The organism is Burkholderia sp. MSMB1498, assembly GCF_001526245.1.
Classification (GTDB): Bacteria; Pseudomonadota; Gammaproteobacteria; order Burkholderiales; family Burkholderiaceae; genus Burkholderia; species Burkholderia savannae.
The window spans coordinates 58,780-70,899 of the sequence record NZ_LOYJ01000005.1; the positions used below are offsets into that span (position 1 = coordinate 58,780).

The following is a 12,120-nucleotide window of genomic DNA, read 5'->3' on the forward strand; positions in this document are numbered from 1 at the left end:
CGCCGGCTGCAACAAGCTCCCGCGGATTGTAAAGAGCGTCACACGCAGCGCGCAACAAAATTTTCGAATTATGAGATCATTTCTCGCAATACGAAATATTGCTGCGGCGCACCCATCCGATCGGCGTGTGCGGTTGATCATGCATCGATGATTCCGCTTTCGGTTCAACCTCTCTTGTACGCCTTTTGCGCATGGCGCGCTGAGCTACAATCCTGCCATGTTGACCGATCGGCTTTTCGCACGCTCGGCGCGACCGTCGGGCTCGCCGGCGGAGTCGCAGCCGTCCCGCTGGCACCACGGACCGTGGTGGTCCAACTCTTACCTGCTGACCCCCCTCCTGTCGATCCTGGTCTTTCTCGTGGTGATGAGCCTCATTCTGTGGAGCCTCAACCGCCGCGAGGAGCAGCAGCAGGAAGACACGCTGTTTCGCAACGTCGCGTGGGCCCAGCAGCAGATCCGGCTGTCGATGACGGGCGCGCAGGAGCAGCTTCAGGCGTTCGCGCGCGACATCGCCGCGGGCCGCGTCGACGAGCACGCGTTCCAGTCCACGGTCGGCGACGTGATGCAGGCGCATCCCGAGATCCTCTATCTGAACTGGTACACGGCGCCCGGCACGAAACGATGGCCGACGATGCAACTGCCGGTACTCGGCCAGCGGCTCGCGAAGCCGAACGACGCGCAGATGGACGAAGTCGTGCGCGGCGCGTACGGCGAGGCGCGCAGCACGCGCCGGCAATCGTATTCGCCGCTCGTCTACGACGACTTCGGCAACGGCTATCTGACGCTGCAGACGCCCGTGATCCGCGAGCGCGAATACCTCGGCTCGATCGCCGCGGTGTTCTCCGTCGAAGGGATACTGAAGCACGACATCCCGCCCGAGCTGTCCGCGAAGTACAAGATCTCGATCACCGACGCGAACAACCGCGAGCTCGCGTCGACGTCGTCGCGCCCGCGGCTGCCGCGCGACGCGCACTACGACCTGCCGCTCGATCCGCCCGGCCAGGGCCTCACGGTGCGCGTCTACGCGTACCCGCAGACGACGAACCTGACCAACAACACGCTCGTGTGGCTCGTCGCCGGCCTGTCGTGCTTCGTGCTGTGGAGCCTCTGGAGCCTGTGGAAGCACACGCGCCAGCGCTTCGAGGCGCAGCAGGCGCTGTACGCGGAGGCGTTCTTCCGCCGCGCGATGGAGAATTCCGTGCTGATCGGCATGCGCGTGCTCGACATGCACGGCCGCATCACTCACGTGAACCCGGCGTTCTGCCGGATGACGGGCTGGGACGAGAGCGACCTCGTCGGCAAGACCGCGCCGTTCCCTTACTGGCCGCGTGACGCGTATCCGGAAATGCAGCGCCAGCTCGACATGACGCTGCGCGGCAAGGCGCCGAGCTCCGGCTTCGAGCTGCGCGTGCGGCGCAAGGACGGATCGCTGTTCCACGCGCGCCTCTACGTGTCGCCGCTCATCGACAGTTCCGGCCGCCAGACGGGCTGGATGTCGTCGATGACCGACATCACCGAGCCGAAACGCGCGCGCGAGGAGCTCGCCGCCGCGCACGAGCGCTTCACGACGGTGCTCGAGAGCCTCGACGCGGCCGTGTCCGTGCTCGCCGCGGACGAAGCGGAGCTCCTGTTCGCGAACCGCTATTACCGCCATCTGTTCGGCATCCGTCCGGACGGCCATCTCGAGCTGTCGGGCGGCGGCTTCGACAGCGCGCAGGCGTCGTCGGACTCGATCGACATGGTCGACGCGTACGCGGGCCTGCCCGCCGCCGCGCTCACCGAGAGCACGGCGGACGCGCAAGAGGTGTACGTCGAGAGCATCCAGAAGTGGTTCGAAGTGCGCCGCCAGTACATCCAGTGGGTCGACGGCCACCTCGCGCAGATGCAGATCGCGACCGACATCACCACGCGCAAGAAGGCGCAGGAGCTCGCGCACCAGCAGGAGGAGAAGCTGCAGTTCACGAGCCGGCTGATGACGATGGGCGAGATGGCGTCGTCGATCGCGCACGAGCTGAACCAGCCGCTCGCCGCGATCAACAACTACTGCTCGGGCACGCTCGCGCTCGTGAAGAGCGGCCGCGCGTCGCCTGAAACGCTGTCGCCCGCGCTCGAGAAAACCGCGCAGCAGGCGCTGCGGGCCGGGATGATCGTCAAGCGAATCCGCGAGTTCGTCAAGCGCAGCGAGCCGAAGCGGCAGCCGTCGCGGGTCGCCGACATCGTCGCCGACGCGGTCGGCCTCGCCGAAATCGAGGCGAGAAAGCGCCGGATTCGGATCGTCACCGAAATCCGCGCAAGAATGCCTATTATTTATGTCGACCCCGTGTTGATCGAGCAGGTGCTCGTGAACCTGATGAAGAACGCGGCCGAGGCGATGCAGGAGGCGCGGCCGCAGGCGGAAAACGGCGTGATCCGCGTCGTCGCCGACCTCGAATCGGGCTTCGTCGACATCCGCGTGATCGACCAGGGTCCGGGCGTCGACGAGGCGACGGCCGAACGCCTGTTCGAACCGTTCTACAGCACCAAATCGGACGGGATGGGCATGGGGCTCAATATCTGCCGCTCGATCATCGAATCGCATCGCGGGCGTCTGTGGGTGGTCAACAACGTCGAGCCGGACGGCTTCGTGTCGGGCGCGACGTTCCACTGCAGCCTGCCCATTGGGGAACCGGAGGATCTCGGTCACCGATCCGAGACATCGCCATCACAAACCGTAACGGGAGAGATATGAATAGCCCTGTCACCACCTCTCAGGAAACCGTCTTTGTCGTCGACGACGACGAGGCCGTGCGCGATTCGCTGCGCTGGCTGCTGGAGGCAAACGGCTATCGCGTGCAATGCTTCTCGAGCGCCGAGCAGTTCCTCGATGCCTACCAGCCCGCGCAGCAGGCGGGACAGATCGCGTGCCTGATCCTCGACGTGCGGATGTCCGGGATGAGCGGCCTCGAGTTGCAGGAACGTCTGATCGCCGAGAACGCGGCGCTCCCCATCATCTTCGTGACCGGCCACGGCGACGTGCCGATGGCCGTGTCGACGATGAAAAAAGGCGCGATGGACTTCATCGAAAAGCCGTTCGACGAAGCCGAGTTGCGCAAGCTCGTCGAGCGCATGCTCGACAAGGCGAGAAGCGAAATCAAGAGCGTCCAGGAGCAGCGCGCGGCGAGCGAGCGCCTGTCGAAGCTGACCGCGCGCGAGCAGCAGGTGCTCGAGCGGATCATCGCCGGCCGCCTGAACAAGCAGATCGCCGACGATCTCGGCATCAGCATCAAGACGGTCGAGGCGCACCGCGCGAACATCATGGAAAAGCTCAACGTCAACACGGTCGCCGATCTGCTGCGGCTCGCGCTGTCGAAGAAGCAGGCGTAAGCGCTTCTCTCCCCCTCCGCCGCCCGGCGCGCGCCGGGCGAGCGCGTTCTTTTGCGGCGCGACATTCCGCCCGCCCCAACCGGTTTGCGCTCCCGCTCACCCCATCCTCCGTTGCGCCGCGCCCCGTTTTCCATTCGTCTCGCGCGCCGCACGTGGCGCGATTCGACTCGATCGATGTCGGGTGACGGCAGGCGGGCGGTATAATTCGATGCTTCGCTGCAGCGCAACCTGGCGCCGCACGCCCGCATCTCCAACCTTGTCAAGCAGATTCCCACCATGACAGCCACCCTGATCGACGGCAACGCCCTTTCGAAGACCCTGCGCGCGCAAGCGGCCGAGCGCGCCGCCGCGCTCGCCGCACGCGGCCACCGGCCGGGCCTCGCGGTGATCCTCGTCGGCGACAGCCCGGCGAGCGAAGTCTACGTGCGCAACAAGATCAAGGCATGCGAGGACAACGGCTTCTTCTCGCTGAAGGACCGCTATCCGGCGACGCTCTCCGAGCCCGAGCTCCTCGCGCGCATCGACGAGCTGAACCGCGATCCGAAGATCCACGGCATTCTCGTGCAATTGCCGCTGCCCGCGCACATCGACAGCCACAAGGTGATCGAGGCGATCGCGCCCGAGAAGGACGTCGACGGCTTTCACGTCGCGAACGCGGGCGCGCTGATGACGGGCAAGCCGCTCTTCCGCCCGTGCACGCCGTACGGCGTGATGAAGATGTTCGACGCGTACAAGATCCCGCTGCAAGGCGCGAACGCGGTCGTGATCGGCCGCTCGAACATCGTCGGCAAGCCGATGGCGCTGCTGCTGCTCGAAGCGGGCGCGACCGTCACGATCTGCCACAGTAAGACGCGCGACCTCGCCGCGCATACGCGCGCGGCGGACGTCGTCGTCGCGGCGGTCGGCAAGCGCAACGTGCTGACGGCCGACATGGTGAAGCCGGGCGCGACCGTGATCGACGTCGGGATGAACCGCAACGACGAAGGCAAGCTGTGCGGCGACGTCGACTTCGCGGGCGTCTCGCAAGTCGCGGGCCACATCACGCCCGTGCCGGGCGGTGTCGGCCCGATGACGATCACGATGCTGCTCATCAATACGATCGAAGCCGCCGAGCGCGCCGCTGCGGCGGCCTGACGGCGAACGGCGCCGGGAACCTCGCGGCGCACGCGCCGAGCCGCTTCGATCGGCGATTCCCGTGCGCGGACGGCTCGCCGGCACCCGCCCGTGGCCCGTGCCGGGCGATGCGGCGGCGCAGTAGCGATCGGCGGGCGATGGCGAGCGATGACTGCCGTTGGCCCACGGTGCGCCCGCTGGTAGCCAATGGCCGCCGCGCGACGCCGGTCGCGCCATGCACCAGCGCCGGAACGCCGTCGGCGCCCGCAACCTGCCATCGCCTCTGAGCCCCGCCAAGCGTTCGCCGCCGCGCGGTACGCCATGGCCGCGCCCCCAGTGCCGCCACGCATGCGGCGGCCCTCGTCTCGCGGGGCACCCGAGCGAGGCGCGCCGCGCGGGCGACCGACGGCCCGAAGAAGAGGCGCAATGGCGGATCTCGCGCGCCGCCCCCTCCGCCCTCGCCGCACACATGCCGCACCCGCGCCGCCTGCGCGAATCGAACGGCCTTGCGCACGCCCGCTTCGACGCGCCGCCCGCGCGCGCCATCCGGCTTTCCCCGCTGCGTACGCTCGGTCACCCATCGGCGCCCTGCGTTCCCGCCCCAATCGCTTCGTTAGAAACTATCGATTGGAAAGCGCGCGATGCGCCCCAATAATGTCGACATGAAGCGACGATCGGCGCCGTGCGCCGCCGTCATTCGCCCAACCCGAAACCGAAACCGCCAGGGAGCACTATGTCCGTCAGCGCAAACGCCAACCCGCTTCTCGATTTCTCAGGCCTCCCCCGCTTCGGCGAAATTCGCCCCGAGCACGCGACGCCCGCGCTCGACACGCTGCTCGCGAACGCGAACGACGCCGTCGAGCGCGCCGCGCGGCCCGACACGCCCGCGACCTGGGCGGCCGTCGTCGAGATCATCGAGCATGCGACCGAGCCGCTCGGCCGCGCGTGGGGTGTCGTCGGCCACCTGAACGCGGTCGCCGACACGCCCGAGCTGCGCGCCGTCTACGGCGAGAACCTGCCGCGCGTGACCGAGTTCTGGTCGAGCGTCGGCCAGAATCTCGCGCTCTACGAGAAGTACAAGGCGATCGCCGCGAGCGCCGAATATCCGACGCTGTCCGTCGAGCGCAAGAAAATCCTCGACAACGCGCTGCGCGACTTCCGCCTGTCGGGCGCCGAGCTGCCCGAGGACCAGAAGCCGCGCTTCGCGGAGCTGCAGGAGCAGCAGGCGGCGCTGTCGAAATCGTTCTCCGATCACGTGCTCGACGCGACGAACGGCTACGCATACTTCGCGCAGGGCGAAGACGAGCTCGCCGGCCTGCCCGCCGATGCGATCGCAGCCGCACGCGAGGCCGCGCAGAAGGAAGAGAAGGCCGGCTGGAAATTCACGCTGCACTTCCCGTCGTATTTCCCGGTGCTGCAATACGCTCGGAACCGCGCGATGCGCGAGGCGATGTACCGCGCCTACGTGACGCGCGCGTCCGAGCTCGGCCCGCAATACGGCGACGGCAAGGCCGACTGGGACAACACGACGATCGTCGCCGACCAGCTCGCGCTGCGCCGCGAGGAAGCGCAGATGCTCGGCTATCACGACTTCGCCGAGGTGTCGCTCGCGCCGAAAATGGCGGAATCGCCGCAACAGGTGATCGCGTTCCTAGAGGATCTCGCGAAGCGCGCGCGCCCGTTCGCCGAGAAGGACTGGGACGAGCTGCGCGCGTTCGCGTCGAGCGAGCTCGGCCTCGCGGCGCTCGAGCCGTGGGACGTCGCGTACGCGGCCGAGAAGCTGCGCGAGCAGCGCTACGCGTTCTCCGAGAACGAGGTGAAGCAGTATTTCCCCGAGCCCGCGGTGCTGAAGGGCCTCTTCACCGTCGCCGAGACGCTGTTCGGCGTGAAGATCGCGCGCGACGAAGCGCCCGTCTGGCATGAGGACGTGCGCTTTTTCCGCGTCGAGAATCGCGACGGCTCGCTCGTCGCGCAGTTCTATCTCGACCTCTACGCGCGCGAGGGCAAGCGCGGCGGCGCGTGGATGGACGACGCGCGCTCGCGCGCGAAGCGCGGCGACGGCAGCGTGCAGACGCCCGTCGCCTATCTGACGTGCAACTTTTCGGCGCCGATCGGCGGCAAGCCCGCGTGCTTCACGCACGACGAAGTGATCACGCTGTTCCACGAGTTCGGCCACGGGCTGCATCACATGCTCACGCGCGTCGACGAGATCGGCGTATCGGGCATCAACGGCGTCGAATGGGATGCGGTCGAGCTGCCGTCGCAGTTCATGGAGAACTTCTGCTGGGAGTGGGACGTGCTGTCGTCGATGTCGTCGCACGTCGACACCGGCGAGCCGCTGCCGCGCGCGCTGTTCGACAAGATGCTCGCCGCGAAGAACTTCCAGAGCGGCCTCGGCACGCTGCGCCAGATCGTGTTCTCGATGTTCGACATGCTGCTGCACGTCGACTTCGATCCCACGGCGGACAACGCGAGCGTCAACGATTTCGCGCGCGAGATCAACGAGCGCTTCCACGTGATCCCGCAAGCGCCGTTCTCGCGCTGGCCGAACACGTTCAGCCACATCTTCGCGGGCGGCTATGCGGCCGGCTACTACAGCTACAAGTGGGCCGAAGTGCTGTCCGCCGACGCGTATGCGGCGTTCGAGGAAGCGGCCGGCTCGGCGGGCAGCGTGCTCGACGCGACGACGGGCGCGCGCTACCGGCGCGAGATCCTCGAAGTCGGCGGCAGCCGCGCGGCGATGGATTCGTTCAAGGCGTTCCGCGGCCGCGAGCCGAACATCGACGCGCTGCTGCGCCACAGCGGCATGGCGGACGCCGCGCCGGCGCGCGCGTAACGCAACGCACGCGCCGGCGCGGCGCGCTCGAGCCCGACGGTCGGCCGAGCACGCGACGCCCCACCGCTGCTCCGCTGCTCCGCTGCTCCGTCGATCCGCGATCCGCGATCCGCAAAAGACGGCAACCCGTTGGCATGGGTTGCCGTTTTTTTATCGCCCGTCGACACGGCAAGTGCCGGCCGCTCGATCACGCTTCGGGCGACGCGTCGTCGTCGAGACTTTCGTCCTCGTCGTCGAACAGCGCGATCTGCCCGTGCCGCTCGGCGGTATCCTCGTCGATCCGCACGCCGACGCCCAACAGCCGCACCGCCTGCTTGCGGCGCGCGAGCCCTTTCGCGAGCAGCGCGACGGCGGTCTCGGCATCGGTCGCATCGGCGACGCATTCGACCGTCGTGCGCTGGAAATCCGCGAAGCGGATCTTCACGTACAGCTTTCTGATCGAGCGCGCGGCGCCCGCCCGCTCGATCCGCGCATCGAGCAGCACCGTCAACCGCCGGATCTCGGCCGCGCATTGGTCGAGCGTGGCGAGATCCTGGACGTAGGTCGTCTCGACGCTAACCGACTTGCGCTCCTGGTCCGCGCGCACCGGCCGCTCGTCGATGCCGCGCGCGAGCTCGTAGAGCCGCCGGCCGAACGCGCCGAACTCGTGATGCAGATCGAACAGCGACCAGCCGCGCAGTTCGTCGCAGGTGCGGATGCCGAGCTTGTCGAGCCGCGCCGCCGTCACCTTGCCGACGCCGTGCAGCTTGCGCACGGGCAGCGCGGCGACGAACGCGTCCACTTCGTGCGGCCGCACGACGAAAAGCCCGTCGGGCTTGTTCCAGTCGGACGCGATTTTCGCGATGAACTTGTTCGGCGCGACGCCCGCCGACACCGTGACGCCCACCGTGTCGCGCACGCGCTCGCGGATCTCGCGCGCGATCAGCGTGCCGCTGCCGTGGCAGCGCGTCGCGCGGCTCACGTCGAGATACGCCTCGTCGAGCGACAGCGGCTCGACGTCGGGCGTGTAGTCGCGATAGATCGCCATGATGAGCCGCGACGCCGCGCGGTACTTGTCCATCGCGGACGGCAGAATCAGGAGATCCGGACACTTGCGCATCGCAAGCGCCGACGACATCGCCGAATGCACGCCGAAGCGGCGGGCCTCGTAGTTGCAGGTCGCGATCACGCCGCGCTGATCGGGGCGGCCGCCGACCGCGAGCGGGCGGCCGCGCAGCGACGGATCGTCGCGCATCTCGACCGACGCGTAGAAGCAGTCGCAGTCGCAATGAATGATCTTGCGCGCGAACGGGGCCGCGTCGCCCGAAGGCGGCGAAGACGTGTCGGAGGAAGGCGTCGGCTTGTCCAAGGTGCCGATACTGTACAAAAACACAGTGCGTGTTTCAACTGTGCGGCGGGGCGTGACGCCAAGCGCCCGAAAAGAAACAGGAACGCCGGCTGCAGCGGTTCGAACACACGGCAAGCGCCGCGCCGCGATCGCGACGACGGTCGCTCGATGCATATGCATCGAGCGAGAAGAAACAGGCATGCCAAGCATCGCGCGCACGCGTCGCTCGCGCAACCGTCAAGACCGGACGAGACGAGCACGCCGCCCGATCGAAGTCGAATGAAGCCGAAAACGGGAGAAAACCGGACGCGGAAAAACAAAAACCCGGCTCGAGAGCCGGGTTTTTGTCTTGGCGATTCGCGCATCGGTCACTTGCGCGTGGGACATCGCCGAATTTGGTTGCGGGGGTAGGATTTGAACCTACGACCTTCGGGTTATGAGCCCGACGAGCTGCCAGACTGCTCCACCCCGCGTCAAAGAAATAAAAGTATATGGGTTTTAAGCAGGTACGTCAAACTTTATTTCAAACAATCGTCACACACGCCGCCGCGCACCCGCCGATCGAACTAGTCCGGTCGACCCATCGGCACGCACGCGCCCGTTCTCCCGGCGAATAGGCAAGCGCGCCGCCCGTCCCTACTCTTGAGACGCTCCTCCTCGTCCCGAGAGAATCGTCATGGCTTCAATCTCCGCTCCTCCCGCATCGCTCGACAAGCGCGCGATGCCCGTGCTCGCGTCGAGCACGATTGCGTTCACGCTGTGCTTCGCCGTCTGGATGATGTTCGCGATCCTCGGCATTCCGCTCAAGAAAACGCTCGGCCTGAACGACACCGAATTCGGCCTCATCGCCGCGATGCCCGTGCTCACCGGCTCGCTGATCCGCGTGCCGCTCGGCATCTGGACCGACCGCTACGGCGGGCGCATCGTGTTCTTCATCCTGATGCTCGTCACCGTCGCGCCGATCTGGCTGATCGCGTACGCGACCGAGCTCTGGCAGTTCCTCGTGCTCGGCCTCTTCGTCGGGCTCGCGGGCGGCTCGTTCTCGGTCGGCACGCCGTACGTCGCGCGCTGGTTCCCGAAGGCGCGCCAGGGCCTCGCGATGGGCGTGTTCGGCGCCGGCAACTCGGGCGCGGCCGTCAACAAGTTCGTCGCGCCCGCGCTCATCGCCGCGGCCGGCACGTGGACCATCGTGCCGCGCGTCTATTCGATCGCGATGCTCGCGATGGCGCTCATCTTCTGGGTGTTCTCCGCGACCGATCCCGCGCACCGCTCGACAAACGCGACGTCGCTGCGCGCGCAACTGCGCGTGCTGAAGGACCCGCGCGTGTGGCGCTACTCGCAGTACTACTCGGTCGTGTTCGGCGGCTATGTGGGGCTGTCGCTGTGGCTCACGCAGTACTACGTCGGCGAATACGGCTTCGGCATCCAGTCGGCCGCGTTCCTCGCCGCGTGCTTCTCGCTGCCGGGCGGCGTGCTGCGCGCGATCGGCGGCTGGCTGTCCGACCGCTACGGCGCGTATCGCACCACCTGGTGGGTGATGTGGGTGTGCTGGGTGATGTTCTTCCTGCTCAGCTATCCGCCGACCGACTTCACGATCCGCGCCGCGCACGGCCCGCTCGGCTTCCATCTGTCGCTCACGCCCGTCATGTTCACCGTGCTGCTGTTCGCGGTCGGCATCGCGATGGCGGTCGGCAAGGCGTCGGTCTTCAAGTTCATCGCCGACGAGTTCTCGGACGACATCGGCGCGGTGTCGGGCATCGTCGGTCTCGCGGGCGGCCTCGCCGGCTTCGCGCTGCCGATCCTGTTCGGCGCGCTCGTCGATCTGACGGGCGTGCGCTCGACCTGCTTCATGCTGCTCTACGGCGCCGTCAGCGTGAGCCTCGTCTGGATGTACTTCAGCTTCCGCGCCGAGCGCGCGGCGCACGACCAGCGCGTGCTCGCCGCCCGCTCCGCGTGAGCAGTTCCTTCGTCATCTTCGTTCACTCAACGGATTCGATCATGTCCACTTCTCTACTCGTGCGCTGGGACCCCGAAAACCCGGCCTTCTGGCAAGCCAAGGGGCGCCCCGTCGCGTGGCGCAATCTCGCGATCTCGATTCCCGCGCTGATGCTCGCGTTCGTCGTCTGGTCGCTCTGGAGCGTCGTCGTCGTCAATCTCGATCGCGCCGGCTTTCACTTCAGCAAGAACCAACTGTTCTGGCTCACCGCGCTGCCCGCGCTCTCGGGCGCGACGCTGCGCATCTTCTATTCGTTCCTCGTGCCGATCTTCGGCGGCCGCCGCTTCACCGCGATCTCGACCGCGACGCTCCTGATCCCCGCGCTCGGGATGGGGTTCGCGCTGCGCGATCCGGGCACGGGCTATCCGACGCTCCTCATCCTCTCGCTCCTCTGCGGCTTCGGCGGCGCGAACTTCAGCTCGTCGATGGCGAACATCAGCTTCTTCTTCCCGAAGGCGAAGAAAGGGCTCGCCACCGGGCTCAATGCGGGGATCGGCAATTTGGGGGTGTCCGTCGTGCAGTTCGTCACGCCGCTCGTGATCTCGGCCGGCCTCTTCGGCGCACTCGCGGGCGATCCGCAGACCGTCTCCGCGCACGGCACGACGACGAGCCTGTGGCTGCAGAACGCGGGCTTCGTGTGGGTGCCGTTCATCGTCGTCGCGACGCTCGCCGCGTGGTTCGGGATGAACGACATCGCCGACGCGAAGGCGTCGTTCGCCGAGCAGGCAGTGATCTTCCGCCGGCTGCACAACTGGCTGATGTGCTGGCTGTACGTCGGCACCTTCGGCTCGTTCATCGGTTTCTCCGCGGGCTTCGCGCTCCTCACGAAGGCGCTCTTCCCGAGCGTGAATCCGACCGCGTACGCGTTCATCGGCCCGCTCGCGGGCGCGCTGATGCGGCCCGTCGGCGGCTGGGTGTCCGACCGGATCGGCGGCGCGCGCGTGACGTTCTGGACCTTCGCCGCGATGATCGCGGCGGTCGCGGGCGTGATCGCGTTCCTGCCGTCGGGCAGCGACGCGGGCAATTTCGCGGGCTTCCTCGCGATGTTCATCGTGCTGTTCGCGCTGACGGGCGTCGGCAACGGCTCGACGTTCCGGATGATTCCCGTGATCTTCCTCACCGAGCGGCAGCGTGCGGCGCAGGGCCAGGACGAAGCCGCGCAGAAGCAGGCGGTGCTCGACGCCGGCAAGGAATCGGCCGCGGTGCTCGGCTTTTCGGGCGCGATCGGCGCGTACGGCGGCTTCTTCATTCCGAAGAGCTTCGGCACGTCGCTCGACATCACGGGCTCGGCCGTGCCGGCGCTCGCGTGCTTCATCGCGTTCTACGTGTCGTGCGTCGCGATCACCTGGTGGTTCTATGCGCGCCGCAACGCGTCGATGCCGTGCTGAACGCGCGCTGACGCAGCCCCTTTCCGGACGCGGCGCGCTGCGACACGCCGCCGCACCGGACATGCATTCCGCCAGGGCGCGCCGCGCCCTCTAGTTC

Annotated in this window: 8 protein-coding genes and 1 tRNA gene; 6 read left to right on the top strand and 3 right to left on the bottom strand. The window is 67.4% G+C overall.

Annotated elements, in window-relative coordinates:
* Nucleotides 1–76: 76 nt before the first annotated feature.
* Entirely contained in the window at nucleotides 77–298 is a 222-nt protein-coding gene (locus WS91_RS37090; RefSeq protein WP_081989599.1) for a hypothetical protein, read from the bottom strand.
* Between WS91_RS37090 and fixL the strand changes: the two genes are divergently transcribed.
* From fixL to WS91_RS01220, 4 genes are all read left to right on the top strand, one after another.
* Entirely contained in the window at nucleotides 218–2,728 is a 2,511-nt protein-coding gene (gene fixL, locus WS91_RS01205) for an oxygen sensor histidine kinase FixL (protein WP_038748806.1), read from the top strand. The two genes, WS91_RS37090 and fixL, sit on opposite strands and share 81 nt — an antisense overlap.
* The gene (gene fixJ / locus WS91_RS01210; RefSeq protein ID WP_038748804.1) at nucleotides 2,725–3,363 is read left to right on the top strand and encodes an oxygen response regulator transcription factor FixJ; all 639 of its coding nucleotides are present in this window, start codon (nucleotides 2,725–2,727) and stop codon (nucleotides 3,361–3,363) included. The genes fixL and fixJ overlap by 4 nt, the downstream gene beginning before the upstream one ends.
* A 276-nt stretch (nucleotides 3,364–3,639) precedes the next feature.
* Entirely contained in the window at nucleotides 3,640–4,497 is an 858-nt protein-coding gene (folD, locus tag WS91_RS01215) for a bifunctional methylenetetrahydrofolate dehydrogenase/methenyltetrahydrofolate cyclohydrolase FolD (protein ID WP_059648322.1), read from the top strand.
* Between the two features lie 712 nt (nucleotides 4,498–5,209).
* Nucleotides 5,210–7,312, top strand: coding sequence for a M3 family metallopeptidase (locus WS91_RS01220; protein WP_059577155.1), 2,103 nt, complete (start codon nucleotides 5,210–5,212; stop codon nucleotides 7,310–7,312).
* 187 nt (nucleotides 7,313–7,499) lie between these two features.
* On the opposite strand, the gene dinB is transcribed toward WS91_RS01220, so the two are convergent.
* Together dinB and WS91_RS01230 are read right to left on the bottom strand one after the other, a co-directional pair.
* Nucleotides 7,500–8,660 (bottom strand): DNA polymerase IV, encoded by a 1,161-nt coding sequence (gene dinB, locus WS91_RS01225; protein ID WP_081989593.1) that lies wholly within the window; start codon nucleotides 8,658–8,660, stop codon nucleotides 7,500–7,502.
* A 375-nt stretch (nucleotides 8,661–9,035) separates the two neighbouring features.
* Nucleotides 9,036–9,112 (bottom strand) — tRNA-Met (locus tag WS91_RS01230).
* Nucleotides 9,113–9,315: 203 nt separating this feature from the next.
* Between WS91_RS01230 and WS91_RS01235 the strand changes: the two genes are divergently transcribed.
* On the top strand, nucleotides 9,316–10,596 hold the full coding sequence (locus WS91_RS01235) for an MFS transporter (protein ID WP_038748797.1): 1,281 nt from the start codon (nucleotides 9,316–9,318) through the stop codon (nucleotides 10,594–10,596).
* A gap of 41 nt (nucleotides 10,597–10,637) precedes the next feature.
* Entirely contained in the window at nucleotides 10,638–12,023 is a 1,386-nt protein-coding gene (locus WS91_RS01240; protein WP_059669598.1) for a NarK family nitrate/nitrite MFS transporter, read from the top strand.
* The last annotated feature ends 97 nt before the right edge of the window (nucleotides 12,024–12,120 follow it).